The organism is Streptomyces sp. NPDC044044, assembly GCF_056434405.1.
Window position 1 is genome coordinate 441,091 of the sequence record NZ_JBWKFG010000003.1, and the last position, 24,452, is coordinate 465,542.

17 protein-coding genes are annotated in these 24,452 nt (G+C 68.7%); 9 read left to right on the forward strand and 8 right to left on the reverse strand.

The window, feature by feature from the left end:
• Nucleotides 1–211: 211 nt before the first annotated feature.
• Nucleotides 212–697, forward strand: coding sequence for an AbiJ-related protein (locus tag AC07AG_RS12945; protein ID WP_478754601.1), 486 nt, complete (start codon nt 212–214; stop codon nt 695–697).
• Nucleotides 698–842: 145 nt separating this feature from the next.
• A complete protein-coding gene (locus AC07AG_RS12950; RefSeq protein WP_478754603.1) occupies nt 843–2,204 on the forward strand; it encodes a Shedu immune nuclease family protein in 1,362 nt (453 codons plus the stop codon).
• A gap of 36 nt (nt 2,205–2,240) precedes the next feature.
• Here the strand turns inward: AC07AG_RS12950 and AC07AG_RS12955 are convergent, their stop codons facing one another.
• Both AC07AG_RS12955 and AC07AG_RS12960 read right to left on the reverse strand, forming a co-directional pair.
• Nucleotides 2,241–3,032: a hypothetical protein gene (locus AC07AG_RS12955; RefSeq protein ID WP_478754605.1), complete on the reverse strand. Its 792-nt coding sequence runs from the start codon at nt 3,030–3,032 to the stop codon at nt 2,241–2,243.
• Nucleotides 3,033–3,666: 634 nt separating this feature from the next.
• On the reverse strand, nt 3,667–4,599 hold the full coding sequence (locus AC07AG_RS12960) for an HNH endonuclease family protein (protein ID WP_478754607.1): 933 nt from the start codon (nt 4,597–4,599) through the stop codon (nt 3,667–3,669).
• Between the two features lie 50 nt (nt 4,600–4,649).
• Here AC07AG_RS12960 and AC07AG_RS12965 point away from each other — a divergent pair, with 50 nt between their 5' ends.
• The 5 genes from AC07AG_RS12965 to AC07AG_RS12985 all read left to right on the forward strand — a co-directional run bounded on the left by AC07AG_RS12965 (nt 4,650) and on the right by AC07AG_RS12985 (nt 12,032).
• Nucleotides 4,650–5,258 carry a chorismate transformation FkbO/Hyg5 family protein gene (locus AC07AG_RS12965; protein ID WP_478754609.1) on the forward strand — a complete coding sequence of 203 codons (609 nt, stop codon included), beginning with the start codon at nt 4,650–4,652 and terminating at the stop codon, nt 5,256–5,258.
• Complete coding sequence (locus AC07AG_RS12970; protein ID WP_478754611.1) at nt 5,255–6,226, forward strand: LLM class flavin-dependent oxidoreductase; 972 nt, start codon at nt 5,255–5,257, stop codon at nt 6,224–6,226. Before AC07AG_RS12965 ends, AC07AG_RS12970 begins: the two co-directional genes overlap by 4 nt.
• 65 nt (nt 6,227–6,291) lie before the next feature.
• The gene (locus tag AC07AG_RS12975) at nt 6,292–7,401 is read left to right on the forward strand and encodes an MFS transporter (RefSeq protein WP_478754613.1); all 1,110 of its coding nucleotides are present in this window, start codon (nt 6,292–6,294) and stop codon (nt 7,399–7,401) included.
• Between the two features lie 36 nt (nt 7,402–7,437).
• Complete coding sequence (locus AC07AG_RS12980; RefSeq protein ID WP_478754615.1) at nt 7,438–8,688, forward strand: MFS transporter; 1,251 nt, start codon at nt 7,438–7,440, stop codon at nt 8,686–8,688.
• A 320-nt stretch (nt 8,689–9,008) separates the two neighbouring features.
• A complete protein-coding gene (locus tag AC07AG_RS12985; RefSeq protein WP_478754617.1) occupies nt 9,009–12,032 on the forward strand; it encodes a CARDB domain-containing protein in 3,024 nt (1,007 codons plus the stop codon).
• Nucleotides 12,033–12,115: 83 nt separating this feature from the next.
• On the opposite strand, the gene hemG is transcribed toward AC07AG_RS12985, so the two are convergent.
• The 6 genes from hemG to AC07AG_RS13015 are packed head-to-tail and all read right to left on the reverse strand — an operon-like array spanning nt 12,116 to nt 21,488.
• Complete coding sequence (gene hemG, locus AC07AG_RS12990; protein WP_478755528.1) at nt 12,116–13,594, reverse strand: protoporphyrinogen oxidase; 1,479 nt, start codon at nt 13,592–13,594, stop codon at nt 12,116–12,118.
• A complete protein-coding gene (locus tag AC07AG_RS12995) occupies nt 13,591–14,814 on the reverse strand; it encodes a TIGR04053 family radical SAM/SPASM domain-containing protein (RefSeq protein WP_478754619.1) in 1,224 nt (407 codons plus the stop codon). Before AC07AG_RS12995 ends, hemG begins: the two co-directional genes overlap by 4 nt.
• The gene (narI, locus tag AC07AG_RS13000; protein ID WP_478754621.1) at nt 14,811–15,539 is read right to left on the reverse strand and encodes a respiratory nitrate reductase subunit gamma; all 729 of its coding nucleotides are present in this window, start codon (nt 15,537–15,539) and stop codon (nt 14,811–14,813) included. The genes AC07AG_RS12995 and narI overlap by 4 nt, the downstream gene beginning before the upstream one ends.
• The gene (narJ, locus tag AC07AG_RS13005; protein ID WP_478754623.1) at nt 15,536–16,273 is read right to left on the reverse strand and encodes a nitrate reductase molybdenum cofactor assembly chaperone; all 738 of its coding nucleotides are present in this window, start codon (nt 16,271–16,273) and stop codon (nt 15,536–15,538) included. The genes narI and narJ overlap by 4 nt, the downstream gene beginning before the upstream one ends.
• A complete protein-coding gene (gene narH / locus AC07AG_RS13010; RefSeq protein ID WP_478754625.1) occupies nt 16,270–17,826 on the reverse strand; it encodes a nitrate reductase subunit beta in 1,557 nt (518 codons plus the stop codon). Before narH ends, narJ begins: the two co-directional genes overlap by 4 nt.
• Nucleotides 17,826–21,488 carry a nitrate reductase subunit alpha gene (locus tag AC07AG_RS13015; protein WP_478754627.1) on the reverse strand — a complete coding sequence of 1,221 codons (3,663 nt, stop codon included), beginning with the start codon at nt 21,486–21,488 and terminating at the stop codon, nt 17,826–17,828. Before AC07AG_RS13015 ends, narH begins: the two co-directional genes overlap by 1 nt.
• Nucleotides 21,489–21,755: 267 nt before the next feature.
• On the opposite strand from AC07AG_RS13015, the gene AC07AG_RS13020 reads away from it, so the two are divergent.
• Both AC07AG_RS13020 and AC07AG_RS13025 read left to right on the forward strand, forming a co-directional pair.
• Nucleotides 21,756–22,502, forward strand: coding sequence for a YwiC-like family protein (locus tag AC07AG_RS13020; protein ID WP_478754629.1), 747 nt, complete (start codon nt 21,756–21,758; stop codon nt 22,500–22,502).
• 142 nt (nt 22,503–22,644) lie between these two features.
• On the forward strand, nt 22,645–24,417 hold the full coding sequence (locus AC07AG_RS13025) for a beta/alpha barrel domain-containing protein (protein ID WP_478754631.1): 1,773 nt from the start codon (nt 22,645–22,647) through the stop codon (nt 24,415–24,417).
• Nucleotides 24,418–24,452 lie beyond the last annotated feature (35 nt).

Genomic DNA, 24,452 nt, shown 5'->3' on the forward strand with positions numbered 1-24,452 from the left:
GACCACCTGTCGGCACCTGTGGTCACCCTCAGGATGCTGTCCCGTGCTGACAATGCGTTTTGCATGGAACGCCCCGAAGCGCGTCGAGGTCCCGAGGGTGGCGGATGTGGGAACTGACTGCCGCACTGCAAAACCTCTCGCCCTGGAGCCGACGGACGCAAGAGTCGTCAATAACCTGCAGGGCTAGCCGAGGGGCGTCCATTCTGGCTGCATGACTCAGCCCGATCACTCCTCTGCGCAGCGTGGCACGCTGAGGATCACGGCGGTGACGCGACGCGTCATCTTTGACTACCTGCGCGGTGACGGGGGTCCCTGGTGGGGACAGCTTGAGGAGACGTACTTCCTGGAGGGTCTCTATGACCTTGATGGGCTGCCGTCAACGGATCGCAGGTTCGCTACTGCACGAGCCGACATCACCCAGCACCGGATCACCAATCCAATGGACTGGCCTGACGACTGGATCTTCGAGGATCCGCGATTCCAACTCCTGGAAGGCCCGGACCAGATACTCCTCAACTTTCTGGCACGACTTGTGCATCCAGAAGTACAGTCCGACGTAGATCAGTCGACACAACGTGTTGAGGACCTGAACCGGCTCCCCGACAGATGCCACCGGACCGCTGGTATCGCTGCCAGTCGAAGACGACGACGCTGGGAAGCTCGACCTCATCCTCGGGCAGACCTACAGCCTCCTTGACCGGGACGGTGAGGAAGAGGCGCGAGACCTGCTTCGTGCTGCCGTACTATTGCTGCGCCGTGACGGCGGCTTCTATCACCCCATGCCCGGTGACGGATGGACGACCAGTACTTATGAGGCAGTCCTAGCGGTGGATCGTGCGCTCTTGTCAGAGTTCACGAAACCAGTCATAGATACGATCTGGGCTCGGCTCGAACCACTCCTCACGTGGCTCCAGCGAGAGGATGTGCAGTCCCTCGTGGTCGAAGGCGAGGTTAGGGCGCTGCCAGCCATCCCGGCAGACTGGAGGAACGAGGCAGCCCAGCCTGTCGCGCGGGCCGGCAGAGGCTTTGGTATCAGCTTTCCGACCTCAGAGTTCGACGTCACACGGCAGGATCTCTCCGACCTTGAGGTCCGCGGTAACGGATACACCTACTTCTACGACACCCGCACGCGTCGCAGGATCACGGATTTCCTGCTTGATGACCGGCCGCTGGTAGCAACGCTGTGCCAAGTCACCCTCATCAATAGGGACGGCGTCCTCTCACCCAGGATCAAACTGTGGAAGAAGTACAAGACCAAGGCCGCGAGGACTGTGGTCATGGAGGCCATCCCTGGTACTGATTCCACTCAGGTCATCAAAGCACTCGTCGATACCAACGATGTCCACGAGAACTTCTGGAAGGTCATCTGCTTCATCCAGAACTGCGTTGGGTTGAACAACATCCCTGGCGGTAGCCGACGGCTAATTGTCGGCGATGAGGGGGAGTTGGCTCAGCTGCTAGCCGACCAGGACCGCAGGACCCTGCTCGAAGCGCTCAGGAGCGCCGTGGGCGGCACGCTCACAGATGAGGACATCAGGCGGATCACCAACCGAAAGTCACAACTCCAGCGATTCGAACAATTGTTGACCAACACGGAGTTCTTTGAGCGAGAGCTTGGGCGGACGGCGGGGCCGGAGGCGGTCTGGCAGGGCTTCTTTGAAGAGAACCCGTGGATTTTTGGTTACGGCCTCAACCTCGTCGCATGTGAACCTCTCGACGATGGCAAGCTGGAGCGTATTACGACTGGCGCCAACATCTTCACAGGAGCTGGCAAGCGCAGTGACGCCGTCATGCGCTCCAAAGGCTTCATCAGCAGCCTGCTGCTTTGTGAGATCAAGACCCACATGACCCCCCTATTGGCCAACGCCCCGTATCGGCCCCCGGACGTCTATCAAGTCTCCAAGGACGTTGTCGGCGCGGTGGCGCAAGTCCAGAAGACTGCCTACAAGGCCCTTCGGCTGGTCACTGGCGAACTGCACAGGCTCTACCGAGACGATGGCGCCCCGACCGACATTGACATCTCCACCATCCGTCCCCGACAGGTGCTGGTGATCGGAAGCCTCAGCGAGTTCAGGGATCGCGGTGGGGCGAACGCAGAGAAGATCACTTCATTCGAGCAGTACAGGCGATCTATCCAGGACGTCGAAGTGATCACCTTCGACGAGCTCTACGAGCGGGCGTGCTTCATCGTTAAGGACTACTGAAAGCGTGCCTGGGTGTGTTAGTTGAGATCAGCGACCCTACTGGGCGGTTGCATCTTGGGTTGCGTGTGACTGGAAAAATACCTGCGCACGACGGACGAACTCAGATTCCCCGTGAGAGCGCAACAGCGCGCGAGCTCGCGGTGCGATCTGGTAACACCGCTTAGGCGAGGTAGCTGGGCGATCTGGCTGGTCAGGATTCAGAACGACTAGTCCGGCTTCGACAAACTGATGCAGAGTAAACCGCCGGATCGTTTCTCGGCTATTTGGCTTGTAGTCCTTGCCGTATACCTCGCGAACCCACTGCATGATCTCCGCCATTCGCAAAACGGGCGCATCGGATTCCCGCCACTCGGCTTCCGGGTTAAGTTTCAAAAGGGCGAGTAGGACCAGGGCGGAGCGCTCATTGGAGCGTTCGGCATCGAACCCGAACAAGCTGAGGGCTTGGCGCGCCTCCTCGATGCGTCGAGTCTGTGTGCGATCACGCTTGGGAAAGATCGAGCTCTTAGTCGCATGGTCGGCGTACTGGGTTGATGCTTGCCTGCCGATCAGGTTTGCGTGCCCGTCTTGGGCTGCCTGCTCTCTTCTGGCCTGCTGGAGGCGCTGGTCGGCCGCCGTTGCCAGTGCAGACTCTGTCTTCCGCCGAAGTTCCAGCCAGTGACCAGAGTCCCCACCCCATGCCCTTACCGTGAGCTCTAGGGAATCTCGGCCGGGCAGCTGCTTCCCAGCCAGCCACGCGTAGTAGGTAGTCCTGGTTACCCCTACCTGATCGCAGGTGGCTCTTGCGCTGCCAGCGGGACCAGCGGCATCCCGGAGCTTGACGAGCTCCATGGCGAACGCATGAAGGGGGTCACTGGGGTTGAGTGGCTTCGGCCTTCTGCCCATGGTTCACCTCCGATAGTGCTAAATAGTCCTGAGTAGTTCGTAGGTAGTTGTGAATCATAGCTGCAGCCTATGCCTGGAGTGGATGCTCAAGCCGTTCAGCTTCACTCGCCCGTACAGCGGAGGTCCTAGGTGCATCTGTCGTTCAGCGTCAGGGTGTTGCTCGTCTTGGCGGCGGCACTCGCATCGATCAACGTGGGACTGCTCGCTGGCATCCTCGCCCGTGCTGAAGGAGCGCGCATGCCGAGCTGCATCGTGCGCGGAGGAGCCGCGTGTGGTGCCTCGCTAACCCTGTTCGTCCTGCTTCTCGTTAGCTTGGGAGCCTTGGGATGACCAAGGTGGATGCCCGATGCGCTACATGGGCATGGGGCCGGATAGGCAGCGTGGCTTCTTGTGTCGTTCAGGTCAGGTGTTGCCCAGAGCCACTTGCCGCCGCATTCCCTCAGGATGATCTAGGCCACGCCTGGAGAGCAACGGGGCATCTAGAGTGCCTTTCTCGGAGCACAGGCTGGGGTTGCCGCGGACGCTATGGATGCCGGCGATGATCAGCTGTGATTGCGCCGGATCCAGTACGTCGTTCAGGTCAATTCGGTCGCTCGTAACGGGACCGGACCGTGATTGCTGCATCGCCGTCTAGTGCTGTCCTGCTGACGCGGCTTTCGCCGCTGTTCTCGCCATCGTCTACCGCTCTTAGGTAACTCAATGAGAGCTGTGGGGTGACCAGGGTGTCGAAGGGCGTGTCCATACGTCGACGTAGGAAACGGGGGATCTGCTCAGGGGGCGCGGTGAGTTGGTCAGTAAGTTCCGTGCGGACAGGAGGAAACTTTGGCGCGTCATTGCGGTGAACAACCCAGGCCGACAGGGCCTCGGGGAAATGCCGGTCTTCCAAAATGGATGCGAGTGGCGTTTCGGCCAGACCTTCTAGAGTGCGGAGCACCTCTGGGAAGTCTGCCCGGTGCAGTCGTACGGCTGTGCGCGTGGCGGCCTCGACCTTCCCGAGCTGTACCTGGTCATGCCATCGGATGAGGCCGGAGATAGACATCTCGCAGGCGTCCGCGCGGCCCTTCCGTAGGTCGTCGCGGTTCAGCCCAAAGACCTCGATGCTGTGCCTACCCTTGGGCGTGCGGCATTTCAGCTCGCCCGTCCTCGGTAGTAGCTTCAGATGGTCCGCGGGGTCGTCCACGGTTGGGTCGATGAGCAAGCAATCGCCATTTTCGGGATCGCAGGGAAAGAGGTGACGTTTCTCGTTGCTGTTGCAGTGAGAACCGGCCAGCAGGTGATTATCCCAGCAAAAGGTGCGAAGCGGGGTACGAGCCTTCGGCTCGAAGTGGTCGATGTCGGTACCCTGATTGTCCAGGCAGTACATGCAACGAATGCGGCCGGGAGCCATCTGCTCAAGTAGCCCTTTGATCTGTCTTCGGGCAGCTCGCGCAACCTTCCACTGCTCCTCTGCTGCCGTGCTTGTGGCTCCTGCGCCCTGGATCTTCTTTGTGCGAAAGTCGCAGAGCTTGGTCATCGCGTCAGTGGCAGGCAGGCGCTGGACGGGGATCACTCGTCACCTGCGAGGTGCGCCGCCATCTCATAGACCAGGTCTATCAGGACTTCGTCCGGGGGCGCGCCCAGGCCTTCGAGGCCCACAAGGGACACGGCACCGCGCACATGCCCGCCGCCACGGGCATCGGCACCCAAGGCCGCGGCATCGTCTTCCTCCTCCTCGCCTCCCGGCAGGAGGTGCCCCGGCACGTGGAGAACCTGAAGCAGACGCCCGCCTACCACTATCCCCACCAGTACGGGCCCAAGCCGCCCAGCTTCGCCCGCGCCACCCGGCTCGGCGACACCCTCTACGTCTCCGGCACCGCCGCCATCCTCGGGCACGAAACCGTGCACAAGGGGGACGTCGAGCGGCAGACGCGAGTGACCCTGGACAACATCGCCCACCTCATCTCCCGCGAGAACCTCACCGCCCAAGGCGTCGACGCGGGACATGAGTTGAAAGAGCTGCGACGCATCAAGGTGTACGTACGACATGACAGTGACATTCCGGCGGTGCGTGCGACGTGTGAGGAAGCGTTTGGTGCTGGCGTTGAGGTGAAGTACCTGAACGTCGCCGTCTGCCGCGACGACCTCCTCGTGGAGATCGAGGGCATCGTGCCGGGAGCAGGGTGGAACCGGTGAGCGGCCTGAAGGTGGGCATCGTGCTGCCCGGACGCGAGTCCGTGGTGGACGAGGGCCCCTACCCCGAGAACCTGGCCTCGATCGCGGCGCTGGCCGAAGCATGCGGGTTCGACTCGGTGTGGGCCGGTGAATCCCCGCTCGCCCGCTCCCGCATGAACCCGCTGCTCGCCCTCACCGCCGCCGCCACGGCCACCGAGCGCATCCAGCTCGGTACGGGCGTCCTGATGCCCCTGCGGCCACCGGTGCACCTGGCGCACGAACTCGCCTGCCTGGACCGGATGTCCGGCGGCCGCCTCATCGCCGGCATCGGCTCCGGCTTCGCCTCGCCCGCCACGGAACGGGAGTTCGCCAACTACGGCCTGGACTTCGCCACCCGCTTCGGACGCATGCGGGAGACCGTCGAGATCTGCCGCGCCGTCTGGGCGGCGCGCGGCGAACCGGTCTCCTACCAGGGAGAGCACTACCGGCTTCAGGACGCCACCGTGCTGCCGTTGACGCGGGATCCCGGTGGACCTCCGCTGTGGATCGCCCACTCCGGCCCGAAGATGCTCCGGCGCGCCGGGCGCGAACTCGACGGCTGGATGCCCACGTCCACCACCCCCGAGAAGTACGGCGACGGCTGGCGGCAGGTGGCGGCGGCGCGTGACGAGGCCGGACGGAGCGGTGACGCCGTCACCGGCGCCGTCTATCTGTCCGTCGCGGTGGACGACACGAGACAACGGGCCGAGGACACCCTGTCGTCGTACTTCGGCGCCTATTACAACCTGCCCCTCACCACCATGCGCACCACGCAGGGCATCTTCGGCGGCACCCGCGACGAGGTCGCCGACCGGCTGGCGCGGTACGTCGAGAACGGCGCACGCCACCTCATCCTCCGGCTGCCCACGGACGAGCTGACGGAGCCGAAGTACCGGTCCGCGGTGCACCGCACGGCCGAGGAGCTGCTGCCGCTCCTCCGCGACCTGTGACCCGCCGTGCGGAGGCGCGGGCGTGGGACGTGTGGGCCGCGGCATGGCCGATCACCGTCGTGTTCATGCTGTCCAACATCCCCACCCCGCTGCTCGGTGTGTGGCAGGAGCGCATCGGCTTCTCCACCGGCATGACGACGGTCGTCTTCGCTGCCTACATCGCGGGACTGCTCATCGCCCTGCCGTTCGCCGGAGTCCTGGCCGACCGGTTCGGGCGCCGCAAGGTCCTCGTTCCCGCGCTCGCCGCGGCACTCGCCGCCTGTCTGCTGTTCATGACGGCGGGGCATGTCGTCGACCTCCTCGTCGCACGCGTCCTGACCGGCCTTGCCGTGGGAGCGGCGGTCTCTGCGGGAACCGCGGCCGTCGTGGACGTCGCCGGACCCGACCGCCGGGGCACGGCGGCGCTGGCGGGTTCGGCGGCCATCGGGCTCGGACTCGCCGTCGGCCCGCTCCTCGGCGGGAGCGTCTCGGAGTACTGGGCGGCGCCCACCGTCACCGTGTTCGCCGTCGAGATGCTCCTGATCCTGTCGGCGTTCGCCGTCGTCCTCACCGTCCTGCCCCCGGCCGAAGGGCACTCGGGGCAGCGCGGCTGGGTCCGGGTGCCGTCGGTGCCCCGGGCGAACCGGCGGAGCCTCACGACGAGCCTGTTGGCGTACATGCCGGGGATGACGGGCACCTCGCTGCTCCTCGCCCTCGGCCCGGCCCTGTTGGGCACCCTGCTGCACACCACCGACCGTCTGGTGACCGGCGGCATCGGATTCCTGATGTTCGGGACCTCGACCTGCGTGCAGTTCGCGGTCAGGGCGCTGCCGACGCGACGGGTCCTTGCCACGGCAGGGCTCCTGACGGGGGCCGGGATGCTGGGCGTGGTCGCCGCCGTCGGCACGCGGTCGCTGATGCTGCTGGCCGCCGCGGCGGCCCTCGCGGGAGCCGGGCAGGGGATGGGCCAGTTCGGCGGGTTCTCCCTCCTCAACTCCTATGTCGCCAAGCACCGTCTGGCGGAGGCGAACGCGGCGCTGAGCGCGGGTGGTTACGCCTTCGCGGGCGTGCTGCCCATCGCGACCGGCTATCTGAGCGACGCCACCGGGATCACCACGTCCGCCACCGTGTTCGCCACGGTGACGGCGGCAGCGGCTCTGACCGGAGCCCTGATGATCCGGCAGGTACGGGCGTGACGGCCCACCACACCACCATCCACTGAAGAGGAAGTCATGCCGCTTGCACTACTGGCCCTGGCTGTCGGGGCTTTCGGAATCGGGACCAACGAGTTCCTGATCATGGGCTTGCTGCCCGACATAGCGACAGACATGTCCGTCTCCATCCCCACGGCCGGACTGCTGATCTCCGGCTACGCGCTCGGTGTGGCCGTGGGGGCACCGATCATCATCGCGTTCACGATGCGGGTGAGCCGCAAGCACGTGCTGCTGGGGCTCCTCGGGCTTTTCATGATCGGCAACGCCGTGGGGGCGATCGCGCCGAACTACAGCCTTCTCATGACGGGCCGCATCATCTCGGCCCTGTGCCACGGTGCGTTCTTCGGCATCGGCTCGGTCGTCGCCGCTTCGCTGGTGGCCCCCACGAAGCAGGCGAGCGCCGTCGCGATGATGTTCAGCGGCCTGACGATCGCCAATGTCGTCGGCGTCCCGCTCGGCACGTGGCTCGGCCAGGTGGCCAGCTGGCGGGTCGCCTTCTGGGCGGTGACCGGGCTCGGCGTGATCGGCTTCATCATCGTGGCGGCGCTGCTGCCGAGTCAGCCCGCGGATCCCGACGCCTCGCTGCGACAGGAGCTCGCGGCATTCAAGCGTCCCCAGGTCTGGCTCGCTCTGGCCATGACCACGCTGGGCTTCAGCGGCCTGTTCGCCTCGTACAGTTACGTCACCCCGATGATGACCGACGTCACCGGGTTCGCGGCGGGCAGCGTCATGTGGCTCCTGGTGCTGTTCGGCTGCGGCTTCGTGGTCGGCAACTCGCTCGGCGGCCGGGCCGCGAACCGCAACGCGATGGCGACGATCCTGGTGCTCTTCACCGCGTTGACCGTCGTGCTCGCGACCTTCACCTTCACGGCCCACCACAAGCCGCTCGCGGCCGTCTGGCTCTTCCTGCTCGGCGCGATCGTGTTCGGCACCGTTCCGCCGCTGCAGACCCGTGTGATGCAGGAGGCGCCGGGAGCGGGCACCCTCGCATCCGCCGCCAACATCGCGGGATTCAACCTCGGCAATGCGATCGGCGCCTGGGCGGGAGGCCTGGCCATCAGCGGCGGCCTCGCGTACAACCACACGAACTGGGTCGGCGCGCTGCTCAGCGGCGGCGGACTCGTGCTCGCGGTGATCACCGCACTCACCTCCCGCCGCGGAAAGTCGGATTCCGGTTCCAGCGACCTGGCTACCCACCCGGCTACCGATGCTGCTTCGCAAGATCCTGATGGAATCGAGCAAGAACTTCACCTTCAGGGCGGCCGGTGAAGAATCCCTCTGGTCACTGAGGTCACCTCCTTGGGCAGGGCTGAGGCGCCAGGGCGGGCAGTGGATTCCGAACTGCCCTGGCCTGCTGCGGAGTTGAGGGGCGTGTGCGAAGCGTTGACATTCCTGGGGCGTGCGGCAAATCTGTGCTCCTGTAGGCGCAAGAAATCGACTGGACTCGGCAAATTCCTCATAGAGCCATGCGAGGTGTGAGTTCAGGCCGGGTGGTCCAACCGCCCGTGACGCACGCCCCCGCTCCTCCCCGCGGTGCGTCGGCAAGGCGTACCGCGGTACCGCAGCCCCCGTGGAACAGAGGACGCCCCATGAGATGGAAGCAACGCAGCCGGCGGCTGATCACCGTCGCGCTCAGTGCCGGACTGATGGCCCTCGGGCTCGTGCCCGCCGGTGTCGGATCGGCCACCGCGCGGCCCGCCGCCGAGCCCGTGGCTCGACCCGCGGCCAGACCCGCCGCCGAGCCCGTCAACCTCGCCCTCAACAAGCCGATCGAGGCGTCCTCGTCGACGCAGAACTACTTCGCCCCGAACGCCAACGACAACAGCACGAGCACCTATTGGGAGTCGAGCGGCCATCCGTCGACGCTGACCGTGAAGCTCGGTGCCAACGCCGATCTCGCATCCGTCGTCGTCAAGCTCAACCCCGACGCCGCCTGGTCGACACGTACGCAGAGCATCGAGGTGCTCGGGCGCGAGCAGGCGGCTCAGGGCTTCAAGTCGCTCAAGGCGCGCGCTGATTACACCTTCAACCCCTCCGCGGGTGACCGGAACTCCGTGACCATTCCCGTCACGGGCCGGTACGCGGATGTCCAGCTGAAGGTCTTCGGCAACAGCTCCGGATACGGGGCCCAGGCCGCCGAGTTCCAGGTGATGGGGACCCCGGCGCCCAATCCCGATCTGACCGTCTCGAACCTCACCTGGGATCCCGCCAAGCCCTCCGAGAGCGATGAGATCGGCGTCGACGCCACGGTGCGCAACACCGGCAGCGCCGCCGCGGGCGCCACCACCGTGAACGTCAGCCTCGGCGGCACGGTCGCGGGCACCGCCCCCGTGCCCGCGCTCGGCGCCGGCGAGTCCGCCACCGTCAAGGTCGGCATCGGCAAACGGGCGCAAGGAAGTTACACCGTCTCCGCGGTCGTCGACCCCAGCGACACCGTCGACGAGCAGAACGACGACAACAACAGCCGTACTGCTGCAGACAAGTTGACGGTCGGTCAGAGTCCCGGGCCCGACCTTGAGGTCACCGGCATCACATCGAACCCGGCGAACCCCGCCGTGGGCGCGAAGGTCACCTTCACCGCCAAGGTCCACAACCGCGGCACCACCGGCGTGAGCGCCGGGTCCGTGACCCGGCTGACCGTGGGCGGCGCCACCCTCAACGGCACCACTCCAGCCATCGCCGCAGGCGAGACGGCCACGGTCGGCATCGGCGGCGACTGGACCGCTGCCAGCGGTGGCGCCACGCTCACCGCCACCGCCGACGCCACGAACACGGTCACCGAGACCAACGAGAACAACAACGTCTTCGCGCGCTCCATCGTCGTCGGGCGCGGAGCCGCCGTGCCGTACGTCGAGTACGAGGCGGAGGACGCCAAGTACGAAGGCACCTTGCTCGAAGCCGACGCCGTGCGCACCTTCGGGCACACCAATTACGCCACCGAGTCCTCGGGGCGCAAGTCCGTTCGCCTCAACTCCACAGGCCAGTACGTCGAGTTCAGCTCCACCAGCGCCGCCAACTCCATCGTCGTACGCAACTCCATACCCGACGCGCCGGGCGGCGGCGGTCAGTCGAAGACCCTCAGCCTCTACGCGGACGGCAAGTTCGTGCAGAAGCTGAACCTCTCCTCCAAGCACAGCTGGCTGTACGGCAACACCGACCAGCCCGAGGGTCTGACCAACACCCCCGGCGGCGACGCGCGGCGGCTCTTCGACGAGTCGCACGCGCTGCTCACGCAGACGTATCCGCAGGGCACCAAGTTCAAGCTGCAGCGCGACGCCGGTGACGACGCCGCGTTCTACATCGTCGACCTGATCGACCTGGAGCAGGTGGCACCCGCGGCGAGCAAGCCCGCCGAGTGCACATCGATCACCACGTACGGAGCCGTCCCGAACGACGGCATCGACGACACCACCGCGATCCAGCGGGCCGTGACCGCCGACCAGAACGGCGACATCGCGTGCGTGTGGATCCCGGCGGGACAGTGGCGCCAGGAGCAGAAGATCCTCACCGACGACCCGCTGAACCGCGGGCAGTTCAACCAGGTGGGCATCCGTGACGTCACGATCCGCGGCGCGGGCATGTGGCACTCCCAGCTCTACACGCTGACCCCGCCGCACGAGGCGGGCGGCATCAACCATCCGCACGAGGGCAACTTCGGCTTCGACATCGACGACAACACCAAGATCTCCGGTATCGCCATCTTCGGCTCGGGAGCGATCCGGGGCGGCGACGGCAACGCGGAGGGCGGCGTCGGTCTCAACGGCCGCTTCGGCAAGAACACCAAGATCGACGACGTGTGGATCGAGCACGCCAACGTGGGTGCGTGGGTCGGTCGCGACTACAGCAACATCCCGGAGCTGTGGGGGCCCGGCGACGGGCTCGAATTCAACGGGATGCGCATCCGCAACACGTACGCGGACGGCGTGAACTTCACCAACGGCACCCGGAATTCCACCGTCTTCAACTCGTCCTTCCGCAACACCGGTGACGACGCCCTCGCCGTGTGGGCCAGCAAGTACGTCAAGGACACGTCGGTGGACGTCGGCCACGACAACGCCTTCCGCAACAACACCGTTCAGCTGCCCTGGCGCGCCAACGGCATCGCGGTGTACGGCGGTTACGGCAACAAGATCGAGAACAACCTCGTGTACGACACCATGAACTACCCCGGCATCATGCTCGCGACCGACCACGACCCGATTCCCTTCACCGGGCAGACGCTGATCGCGAACAACGGGCTCTACCGCACGGGCGGCGCTTTCTGGAACGAGGACCAGGAGTTCGGCGCCATCACGCTGTTCGCGCAGGGTCCGTCCATCCCCGGTGTCACGATCCGCGACACCGACATCCATGACTCGACGTACGACGGCATCCAGTTCAAGACGGGTGGCGGCGCCATGCCGGACGTGAAGATCTCCGACGTGACGATCTCCAAGTCCAACAACGGCTCCGGCATCCTCGCCATGGGCGGCGCGCGCGGCAGCGCGACGCTCACGGACGTGACGATCAGCGACTCGCGCGACGGGAACATCCTGATCGAGCCCGGGTCGCAGTTCGTGATCAATGGAGGGGGTGCCAAGAAATCCGCCACCCGGGCGTTCTCCGCCCGGTAGCCCGCCTCGTCCCGCAGGCCGCCCGCACCCCGCACGCCGGGTGCGGGCGGCTCACGCGGGTGGCTTGGCCGGGTACGGGCGGCTCACCCGTTCTCCAGCACCCGCTCCGCCGCCGCCCGCCCCGTCGCGACACAGGCGGCGACCCCCACTCCCTCGTACAGCGCCCCGCACAGTTCGATCCCGGGCAGCTTGCCGACCGCCTCGCGGACCGCGGCGACGCGGTCGCCATGGCCCACCTCGTACTGCGGAAGACCCTGCGGCCAGCGGGTGACCTTGGAGGCCAGCAGCTCACCCAACGGGCCCATCGCGTCCGTCAGTTCAGCTGCCGCGAGCCCGGTCAGGTGGTCGTCGTCGAGGTCGAGCAGGTGCTCTTCGCCCACCCGCCCCACCGAAGCGCGCAGGATCAGTCTCGACGGCGCCTCGTCACGCTGCCAGGCCCACTTGTGGGAGAGGATCGTGGCCGCCTTGATCGTGCGGCCGTCCACCGGGGGTACGAGGAAGCCGTTGAGGTCCGGCGCCGGACCGGGCCGCGTGCGCGTGAACGCCATGGTGATCACGGCCGATCCGGCGTACCGGACTCCGTCGAGCTCGGCCTGTGCGGCAGGGGAGTGCGGGCCCAGGAGCGTGGCCGCGGCGGGCGCGGGCAGCGCGACGATCACCGCGTCGGCGTCCAGCGCCGCCGGACCGTGGCCGGTGGCCGCGTGCACCCGCCAGCGGTTGCCCGGGATGCGCTCCAGGGCGAGGGCGGTGCTGTGGGTGAGGACACGCGCGCCGCTCGCGGCGGCCACCGCGCGGGGAAGTCGGCCGGTGCCGCCGACGATGCCCCTGACCACGCTCGGCCTCGGGCCCGCCGCCGGGCCCCGACTCTCCCGGCGGCGGCGCAAGGTGGCGAGCAAGGAGTCGCCCGATGCGGCGACGGGGGCCAGGAACGGCATGGCCGAGCGCAGGGAGAGCTGGTCGGTGCGGCCCGCGTAGATCCCGCCCAGGAGGGGTTCCACGAGGCGGTCCACCGCTTCCTGGCCGATCCTGGGGACGAGATAGCCCGCGATGCTGATGTCCCGTCCGTCTGCTCCGTCTGTTCCGTTCGCGCCGCCGTCCGCTCCGTTCGCGCCGTCCCCTACGTGCCCTACGTGCCCTACGTGCCCTCCGTCCCCGCCGCCCGTGAGGACGGGGCTCGCGGGGAGCGCCTCCTCCTGGGCGAGCCTGGCGAGCCCTTCGGCGGACAGCAGGCCGGTGCCGGTGAGCGCGGCGGGGTCCGCGGGGATGCCCATGACGTGCCCCGCGGGCAGCGGGCGCAGGGCGTCCCGGGTCCAGAAGGTGACCGGGGCGGGCGCCGGGTCGCACAGGCTGTCCCCGAGACCGACCTCCTCCGCGAGCCGTACGGCTTCGGGGCGCAGCGCCATGACGGACTCCGCGCCCTCGTCGACGGGCGTCCCGGCCAGGGACCCTGTGCGCAGCTTGCCGCCCACGCGGTCGCCGGCCTCCAGGACGGTGACCTCGGCCTTGCCGCGCAGTTCCCAGGCCGCGGCGAGACCGCTGATGCCTCCGCCGATGACGATCACTGAGCGCACGGGGACTCCTCCGGGGACTCCTCGGGGACGGGAGGACGGGCAGGCGGTTCATACGCGCACCACGGGTCCTCGGCCAGGTGGTCGCCCGTGACGGCGTACGCCCGCGAGCGCGAACCGCCGCACAGCGACCGGTACTCGCAGCGGCCGCACTTGCCGCGCAGCAGCTCGGGGTCGCGCAACTGCGTGAAGAGCGGGGACGCGCGGTAGATGTCGGTCAGCGGGCGCTGCTTGGTGTTGCCCGCCGACAGCGGCAGGAAGCCGCTCGGCGTGACCTCGCCCGTGTGGGAGACGAAGACGAAGCCGCGCCCCGACGAGACGTCCATGGGCGGACGGCGGACCGCCCGCCGCTCGCCGTCGAAGAGGCCGAGCGCGGCGGCACGTCCCGTGAGGCGGGCGTGCAGTTCTCCGGTGCGGGGGACCTCACCGCGTTCGGCGATGGCGGTCCGCTGGAGCACGACGCGCCGGAAGGGATGGCCCTCCGTGGTCTTGGTGGCCATGAACGCCCCGCAGTCGTAGAGGAAGTGCAGCACGTCCTCGGTCTCCGCGGCGGTGAGCGAGGCGAGGTCGGCGCCGCGCCCGGTGGGCACAAGGAGGAAACCGGACCAGAGCATGGCCCCCTCCCGGCGGACGAGAGCCGCGATGTCGGCCAGGTCGTCGAGGCTGTGCCGCGAGACCGTGGTGTTGATCTGCACCTTCAGTCCGAGCTCGCGGGCGGTCCGCCAGCCCCGCAGCGTGAGGTCGAAGACCCCGTCGACGCCCCGGAAGGCATCGTGGCGTGCGGCGGTGGACGCGTCCACGCTGAGCGAGAGGGCGACGGCACCCGCGTCGCGCACCGCCGTCAGGTTCTCCCGTGTGAGGGTGGGCGTGCCCGACGGCGACACGGCGACCCGCAGGCCCAAGTCCGCTCCGTAGGCGATGAGTTCGGAAAGGTCCGGCCGCTGGAAGGGGTCGCCCCCGGTGATGACGAACAGCGGGTGGGGGCGGCCGAAGGCGGCGATCTGGTCCATCAGGGCACGGGCCTGCGCCCCGTCCAGCTCATGCGGACTGCGCCGGGTGTCGGCCTCGGCCCGGCAGTGCAGACAGGCGAGGGGGCAGGCCCGCGTCGCCTCCCAGATGACCAGGAAAGGGCGGTCGGCGACCGCGTGCCGAGGCGTGCGCACCAGCTTGCCGGGGGCCGCCGTCCTCGGGGGTCCGAGGACATCGGCCGTCATCGGACCCGCTCCCAGCCGCGCCGGTCCGGGCGCGCGGTGAGCCGCTCGGGATCCCGGCCGCGGTAGACGACGAAGGGCCGGAAGACGTACCGCACCGGTGCGCTGAACATGTGCACGAGACGCGAGTACGGAATGAGCGCGAACAGGGTGAAGCCGAACAGGATGTGCAGCTTGAAGGCGAGCGGCGCGCCCGCCATCAGCGTGTAGTCGGGCGAGAAGGTGAACAGCGAGCGGAACCACGGGGAGATGCCCTCGCGATAGTTGTAACCGTCCGTCGCCCCGGTGGAGTTGAGGATCGTGGCGAGGAGCCCGAGGACGATCGCGCCGAGCAGGAAGGTGTACATCAGGTGGTCGCTGCGCAGGGTGGCCCGGCGTACGGCGGGCACCGTCAGGCGGCGGTGGACGAGCACCCCGATCCCGATGACGGCCGCGGCGCCCGCGACGGCACCGGTCCCGACCGCCACCAGGTGGTATGTGTGGTCGCTGACGCCGACCGCGTCGGTCCAGCTCTGCGGGATCAACAGGCCCACCACATGGCCGAGTACGACGAACAGCATCCCGAAGTGGAACAGCGGCGAACCGATCCGCAGCAGCCGCGACTCGTGCAGCTGCGAGGAGTGGCTCGTCCTGCCGAACCGGTCGTAGCGGGCGCGCCAGACGGTGCCCGAGATCAGCAGCGCGATCGAGACGTAGGGCAGCACGCCCCACAGGAGCAGATCGGTCATGCCGAGGGCCTTTCGGTGACAGTGCTGACGGTGGGCCGACCGGGCCAGGGCAGGTCGACGCGGGACCCGAACGGCTCCAGCGCGGTGTCGATGCCGACGAGCTCCTGCGGCGGCCCCTTGCGCGCCATCGCCTTGGCCTCCTCCCTGGTCCGCGGGGAAGGGCCGGGCAGCGTGGTGCAGAGCGCTTCGAGGACCGACGCGTAGGGGGTGTCCGCCGCCGCGACCGCAAGCCGCAGCAGTTCAAGTCCGACCCGGTGCTCCTCAAGGAGGTCCGTTCCCGCATCCGGGCGGCGGACGGCGAAGTCGAGGACGACGGGCAGGAAGTCGGGCAGTTCCTCGTCGGCGTACCGCAGGCCGTGTTCGCGGTAGATCTGCTTGACGCGTACGAGGGACATGCCGCGCCTGCGGGTGTCCCCGTCCGCCCACCACGTGAGGTAGAGGCAGCGGCGGTTACGGGTGTCGAAGGTGGCCGTGTAGTGCGCGCACAGGTCGAGGGGCTCGGTGGCGGCGACATGGTCGAGGAACCCGGCGAGGAGCGCGGCGGCCTCGGGCGGCGCCTCGTCGAGGGCCGCGCGCAGGGCGGGCAGATCCTCGTACAGCCGGGTCTCGGGGTACTCCAGGCAGCGGCCGACGATGAGCCGCGTGACGTCGTCGGCGGCGACCGGCGTGGTGGTGCGCGGCGGGGCCGGCGTACTCGTGCGGTTGTTCGTGCGGGTGTTCGTGCGGATGCTCATGCGGTCCTCCGCGTGGCCCCGAGGTTGAGCAGCACGCGCGCCGGGGACCCGGCGGCATCGGGGAGCCCCGCGACCGGGCAGCCCACCTGGGCGGGATCCGCTGCGTCCTCCAGGGGATGGGCCTCCACCAGCGCGTCCGCATCCCCGCGCGCCGCGCTCGGCACCACGAAACGGTCCTCCAGCTTGGCGATGGCCAGCAGCCGGAACATGTCCCGCATCTCGACCCCGGTCAGGCCGACCGCCCCGGCGATGCTCTCGTCGGGCTCGTCGCCGAGGTTGATCCGCCGCATGTAGGCGCGCATGGCGGCCATCCGGTGCAGGACGGCGTCGACGACGGCCGTGTCACCGGCGGTGAGGATCTGCGCCAGGTACTCGACGGGGATGCGCATCGCGTCGATCGCCCCGAAGAGATTGCCCGCGTCCTCGCCGTCGTGCCCGGACGCGGCGACGGCCTCGACCACGGGGGAGAGCGGCGGCACGTACCAGACCATCGGCATCGTGCGGTACTCCGGATGCAGCGGCAGCGCGACCTGGTAGGTGGCGATGAGGTCGTACACGGGGGAGCGGCGGGCTGCCGCGAGCCACTCGTCGGTGATGCCGGACGCGCGGGCCGCGGCCTGTACGGCCGGGTCGTGCGGGTCGAGAAAGCACTCCAACTGGCCCGGATACAGGTCGTGTTCGTCCTCGACGGCCGCCGCTTCGGCGACCTTGTCGGCGTCGTAGAGCATGACCCCGAGGTAGCGCATGCGGCCCACGCAGGTCTCCGAGCAGACCGTGGGCATGCCGACCTCGACGCGCGGGAAGCAGAAGGTGCACTTCTCGGCCTTGCCGGTGGCGTGGTTGAAGTAGACCTTCTTGTACGGGCAGCCGCTCACGCACATCCGCCAGCCACGGCAGGTGTCCTGGTCGACCAGGACGATGCCGTCCTCGGACCGCTTGTACATCGCGCCGGAGGGGCACGCGGACACGCACGCGGGGTTGAGGCAGTGCTCGCAGATGCGCGGCAGGTAGAACATGAAGGACTGCTCGAACTCGAAGCGGATCTTCTCGCCCACCTCGTCGCGGATCTTCTCCACGATCGGGTCGCGCGGCCCGTGCTCGGGCGCGCCGCCCAGGTTGTCGTCCCAGTTCGGACCCCATTCGATCTTCTCCATGGGGGCGCCGGTGACCTGTGAGACGGGCCGGGCGGTGGGCAGGTCGTCGCCCGCCGGGGCCTCGGTGAGGTTCTTGTACTCGTAACTCCACGGCTGGTAGTAGTCGTCCAGCCCCGGCAGGTCCGGGTTGGCGAAGAGGTTGCCCAGGCGCTTGGCGCGGCTGCCGGAGCGCAGCCGCAGCTTGCCGGAGCGGGTGCGCTCCCAGCCGCCCTTCCACTTCTCCTGGTCCTCCCAGCGGCGGGGGTAGCCCTGGCCGGGGAGCGTCTCGACGTTGTTGAACCAGACGTACTCGGTGCCCTGCCGGTTGGTCCACGTCTGCTTGCACGTGACCGAGCAGGTGTGGCAGCCGATGCACTTGTCGAGGTTCATCACCATGGCGATCTGGGCCATCACGCGCATCAGTACGTCACCTCTTGGTTGCGGCGGCGGATGACCGTCACCTCGTCGCGCTGGTTCCCGGTCGGGCCCAGGTAGTTGAACGCCCAGGTCAACTGGGCGTACCCGCCGATGAGATGGGTGGGCTTGAGCATCACGCGGGTGAGCGAGTTGTGGATGCCGCCGCGCTTGCCCGTCTTCTCGGTGCGTGGGACGCCGACGGTGCGCTCCTGGGCGTGGTTCATGTAGACGGTGCCCGGCGGCATCTTGTGGGAGACGATCGCGCGGGCGGTGACGACGCCGTTGCGGTTGACCGCCTCGATCCAGTCGTTGTCCGCCACGCCGATCGCTGCGGCGTCCTGCGGGGACATCCAGATCGTCTGCCCGCCCCGGCCGAGCGACATCATGTACAGGTTGTCCTGGTACATGGAGTGCACGGCCCACTTGTTGTGCGGGGTGAGGTAGCGCACGGCGACCGTCTTCTCGTCGACCTGGCCCAACTGCGGTTCTCCGTACAGGCGATGCATGTTGAGCGGCGGTTTGTAGACGGGCAGTGCCTCGCCGACCTCGTGGATCCAGTCGTGGTCGAGGAAGAAGTGCTGGCGCCCTGTGAGGGTGTGCCAGGGCTTGAGGTGCTCGGTGTTGACGGTGAACGCGGTGTAGCGCCGGCCGCCGGACTCGCTGCCCGACCACTCGGGCGAGGTGATGACAGGGACGGGGCGGGCCTGGGTGTCGGCGAAGGTGACCCGCTTGCCCTCGGCCTCGGCGGCCAGATGCGCCATCTCGGTCCCGACCTGCTTCTCCAGGGTCTCGAAACCCTGCGTGGCCAGGCGTCCGTTGGAGGTCCCGGAGAGCGAGAGGATCGCCTCGCAGGCGCGCTGTGCGGTGTCGATGCGGGGCCGTCCGTCGGCGACACCGCCTCGCACGGTCCCGTTCTTCTCGCCGAGGTATCCGACCTCCTCGCCCACGTCGAAGGTGATGGCCTTGGTGGTGACGCCGAGGGTGTCGACGAGCGGGCCGAGCGCGGCGAACTTCTCGCCGACGGCGCCGTAGTCACGCTCCACGACCGCCAGGTTGTACATGGTGCGCCCCGGCACCGGCTCGCACTCGCCCTTCGACCAGTCGAGCGCGACCCCGCCGGGCTGGGCCATCTCCCCGCCCGGGGTGTCGTGTTGAAGGGCCGTCGCCACCACGTCCTTGCGTACGCCGAGGTGCTCGGCGGCCAGCTCGCTGAACCTGCGGGCGAGCGTGAGGAAGGCGTCGAAGTCGGAGCGGGCCTGCCAGGGCGGGTCTACGGCCGGGGTGAAGGCGTGCAGGAAGGGGTGCATGTCCGTGGAGGACAGGTCGTGCTTCTCGTACCAGGTGGCGGCAGGGAACACGACGTCGGCGAGCAGCGTCGTGGACGTCATGCGGAAGTCCATGGCGAGCAGCAGGTCGAGCTTGCCCTCGACGTCCTTGGGGTGCCAGGTGACGTCGCGCGGAGCGCAACGCGGGCCGTCGTCGGGGAGGTTGGAGTGGGTGCCGAGCAGATGCTTGAGGAAGTACTCGTTGCCCTTGGAGCTGGAGCCGAGGAGATTGGCCCGCCACACGGTCAGCACGCGCGGCCAGTTGCCCGGCGCGTCCGGGTCCTCGCCCGCGAACTTCAGGCGTCCCGCCTTGAGTTCGTCGACGGTTTGCTGAACGGGATCGTCGGCGTCCCCCAGTTCCAGAGGGTTGCGGTCGAAGGTGGGGTACGAGGGCATCCAGCCCATGCGGGCGGATGCGGCAAGGCAGTCGGCGCCGCTCATGCCCTCGAAGTGCCCGTCGGCCAGCGGGGAGGCGAGGGACTCGGCGGGCAGGGTGTCGTAGCGCCACTGGTCGGTGTGCAGATAGAACCAGCCCGCGCCGATCATGTGCCGTGGCGGCCGGTTCCAGTCGGAGCCGCTGGCCAGCGTGGCCCAGCCGGTGACCGGGCGGCACTTCTCCTGGCCCACGTAATGGCCCCAGCCGCCGCCGTTGCGGCCCTGGCAGCCGGTGAGGGTGAGCAGGGCCAGGAAGGCGCGGTAGATGGTCTCGGAGTGGAACCAGTGGTTGGTCCCGGCCCCCATCAGGATCATGCAGCGGCCCTTCGACTGCTCGGCCGTCTGCCCGAACTCCCTTGCCACGCGCGCTGCTTGGGCGGCCGGTACGGAGGTGAGGGTCTCCTGCCAGGCAGGGGTGCCGGGCTGCGAGGCGTCGTCGTACGACGTGGGCCACTGGCCGGGCAGTCCGTCGCGGGCGACGCCGTACTGGGCCAGCATCAGGTCGAAGACGGTGGTGACGAGGTGCTCGCCGATCCGCCGCACCGGCACGCCGCGCCGCACGGTGGCGTCCGCGTCCTCCTCGAAGCGGGGAAGGACGATCTCGGCGGTGTCCGCGCCCGCCTCGCCGTGCAGGGTGAGACGGGGGACGGTGTCGCCGAGGTCGAGGTTCCACTCGGGGGTCTCGTTGCTGCCCCAGCGGTGGCCGAGGGTGCCGTTCGGGACGACGGGCTCGCCGGTGGTGTCGTCGACCAGGACGGTCTTCCAGCGGGCGTTCTCGGTGGCCTCGCCGAGGCCGGGGTCGAGGTCGGCGGCATTCAGGAACTTGTGCGGGACCAGCCCTTGATCGCTTTGGCGCAGGGTGACCAGGAACGGCAGGTCGGTGTATTGGCGTACGTAATCGGTGAAGAAGTCCGTCTGCCGGTCGACGAAGAATTCCTTGAGGATGACGTGGCCCATCGCGAGGGCCAGCGCGCCGTCCGTTCCGGGGTGCGGATGCATCCACTCGTCGGCGAATTTGGTGTTGTCCGCGAAATCGGGGGACACGGTGACGACTTTCTGGCCGCGATAGCGCGCCTCCGCCATCCAGTGCGCGTCCGGCGTGCGCGTCACCGGCACATTGGAGCCCCACATCATCAGATACGCGGCGTCCCACCAGTCACCCGACTCCGGTACGTCGGTCTGGTCGCCGAACACCTGCGGCGATGCGACCGGCAGGTCCGCGTACCAGTCGTAGAAGGAGAGCATCGGCGCGCCGATGAGGGAGTGGAAGCGGGCCCCCGCGGCATGCGAGGCCATCGACATGGCGGGGATGGGGGAGAAGCCCGCCACCCGGTCGGGCCCGTGCTCCTTGATGGTGTGCACGTGCGCGGCGGCGGCGATCTCCACCGCCTCCTCCCAGCTCGCCCGGACGAGACCGCCCTTGCCCCGCGCCTGCTGGTAGGTGCGCCTGCGCACCGGGTCGCGCTGGATGTCGGCCCAGGCGAGGACGGGATCCTTCAGGCGCTTCTTCGCCTCCCGGTACATCGTGAGGAGGGTGCCGCGCACGTAGGGGTGGCGCACCCGCGTCGGCGAGTAGCTGTACCAGGAGAAGGAGGCGCCGCGCGGGCAGCCGCGCGGCTCGTACTCGGGGCGGTCCGGGCCGACCGAGGGGTAGTCGGTCGCCTGGGTCTCCCAGGTGATGATCCCGTCCTTGACGAAGACCTTCCAGCGGCAGGAGCCGGTGCAGTTCACGCCGTGGGTGGAGTGCACCACCTTGTCGTGGCTCCAGCGGTCCCGGTAGAAGGCCTCGCCGTCCCGCCCGCCGGTGTGGTGCACCGACCGCAGGTCATCGGAAACGTCGGCACGGCTGAAATACCGTCCGGCCTTGAGCAGCGTCTCCGCGGCGCCGCGCTGATTCTGCCGCAACTTGACCCTCCGAAATGGAAAAGACTCCGGCCGTGACTTGCCGACAACTCGCCGGGAAATTCGGTGGCCTGTTGCGAGCCTATGCCCGCTGACCAGGCAGAACCCGGGGACTTAAGTCCCAGCGGGCAGTGACCTAATTCCGCAATGTGCTTCCCGTGTACGTGACATGGTGGAACTCCGGGCCAAATAGCGCACCGGAAAGGGCTTTTGGCCCGCCGGTGTCCGCTCCGGTCGGGCGCCGGTCGCTCCTGGGAAGGCTTGTCTCTCATGAACAGCAGGGCGCCCGCCCGCTCCAAGTGGATACCCGACCAGCACGGCGCCTGGGCCATGCTCGCCGTCCCGTTCGCGGCAGGCACCTTCCTGGGCGATCCGCGGTGGCTGCACTTGCCGCTCTTCGTGTGCTGGCTGCTGGCCTACGCCACCGCCTTCCACCTCCAGCAGCACATCCGGCTGCGCCGCTGCTCCCGCAACCCCCGCGCCGCCGAGCGCCACGTCCGCCCGTTCCTCACTTTCGCGACCGCGCTGATCCTGCTCGGCACACCGCTCCTCGTGCTGCGGCCCTGGCTGGCCGTGGCGGTGGCCGCCGCACTGCCGTTCTTCGCGGTGAACACTCTCTACGCGCTGCGCAACCGCGAAAGGGCGCTGATCAACGGCCTGGTCGCGATCGTGCCCGCGTGCGCCATGCTGCTGGTCGCGCTGCGCGTCGGCGGCGGGACGCCGGGCGAGGGAATGGCCCCGTTCGCCGCCTGCCTCCTCTACTTCGGCGGCACGGTCCTCTACGTGAAGTCCATGATCCGCGAGCGCCGCAACCGCCGCTTCCGGATCGGCTCGATCGCCTACCACTGCGCGGCACTGCTCTGCGCGACGCTCCTGCACCCGCTGCTCGCGGTGCCGTTCACCCTGTGCCTCCTGCGCGCCGCGCTGCTGCCGGGCCGGGGCCTGCGGATCCGCACCGTGGGCCTGATCGAGGTGGGCCTTTCGGCGGCCCTGCTCGTGACGCTGCTCGCTCTCTGAGAACCGAGGACGACAAGGGTCGAAGGACCCTCCGGCAGGGGTCCTTCGCCGTGGTCTCGGCGGGCGGCAGTGGCCCAGACTGGCTACGGGCGGAACCTACGGTTCCGTAGGTTCCAGAGCTCGAGCAGCGAGGTTGAGCGCTATGCCGAAGACCGTTGTGCGCAAGGCGAGAGTGGGCGGGGCGGAAGTGCGCCGGGCGCTGCCTCAGGTCATCCAGGGCGGCATGGGCGTCGGCGTCTCCGACTGGCGCCTCGCCCGCGCCGTCTCCCGCGCCGGACAGCTCGGCGTCGTCTCCGGCACGGCGCTCGACGCCGTTCTCGCGCGCCGCCTCCAGCTCGGTGACCCGGGCGGCCACGTGCGGCGCGCCCTCGCGGCGTTCCCCGTACCGGAGTTGGCGGCGGAGGTCATCGACCGCTTCTACGTCGAGGGAGGCATCGGTGAGCACGAACGCTTCCGTACGGTGCCGATGCTGCGGGCCGAGCGGGGCCGCCCCGCCGAGCTGCTGACCATGCTCGGCAACTTCGTCGAGGTGTGGCTGGCCAAGGAGGGGCACGAGGAGCACGACGATCGCGAGGGGCGCGACGGTCACGAGGAGCACGACGATCGCGAGGAGCGCCACGCGCACGAGGAGCACGAAGGCCGCGTAGGCATCAACTACCTGGGGAAGGTCGAACTGGGCCTCGCGCCCGCCATGTTCGGGGCGATCCTCGCGGGCGTCGACTGCGTCCTCGTCGGCGCAGGCGTCCCCGGCCACGTCCCGGAGCTGGCCTCACGCCTTGCCCGCGCGGAGCCCGTGACGGTCGCTGTCACGGTGGAGGGGGACGACGAGGCGTACGCCCACCCCTTCGACCCGGGAGCGGCCCTGACCGGCGGCGGCGCCCCGGCCAAGGAAGCCCGCTGCGACGGCGGATCCGGCGCCTGCGCCTGTGGCGGTGAGGGCGGGCCGGGAGACTCCGGGGGAACAGGGAGAACAGGGGGAACAGGGGGAACAGGCAGGGGAACGAGCCGCGTGCAGGAGGTCCGGATCGACGGACTGCGCGCAGGACGCCCCTCAACTCCCGCCCTCCCCAGGGGCGTTGTCGACCCCGTCGTGACAGGCCTCCGCAGGCCCGACGTGCTCGCCATCGTCTCGCTGCCCGTGCTCGCCTCGTACCTCGCCAGGGACGAGGTCACCCGGCCCGACGGCTTCGTCATCGAGACCCACGGCGCGGGCGGGCACAGCGCACCGCCGCGCGGCAGGCTGCGGCTCGACCCGGACGGCGATCCGGTCTACGGCCCCCGCGACCACCCCGACCTGGCCAGGATGGCCGCACTCGGCATCCCCTTCTGGCTGGCCGGCGGCACCGCCCACCCCGACCGCCTCGCGGCGGCCCGCGCGGCCGGGGCCACGGGGGTGCAGGTCGGCAGCGCGTTCGCGCTCAGCGAGGACTCCGGACTCGACCCGGAACTGCGCAAGGAGCTGACGGAGCGGGCCCGGGCCGGGGCCCTCACGGTGCGCAACGACCCCCTGGCATCACCGACCGGCTTCCCCTTCAAGGTCGCGAAGCTGCCGGGCACCCTCTCCGACCCCGGCGTCATCGCGGACCGTCGCCGCGTCTGCGACCTCGGATATCTGCGGACGCCCTACCGCACCCCCAAGGGAACCATCGGCTACCGCTGCCCCGCCGAACCCGAGGCGGCCTACCTGCGCAAGGGCGGCGACCCGGCCGCCACCGAGGGACGGCTGTGCCTGTGCAACGGACTGCTCGCCACGGTCGGACTCGGCCAGCGACGCCCCCACGGCGGCATCGAACCGCTCATCGCCACGCTCGGCCAGGACCTCGGCTTCCTGTACGAGCTGAGCCCGGACGGCGCACCCTACGGCGCGGTCGACGTGGTGCGGTGGCTGGTGGGCTCCGCCCAGCGGCACAGCTGAAAGGGGGGCACGCCCCTAAGAGCGTGCCCCCATTC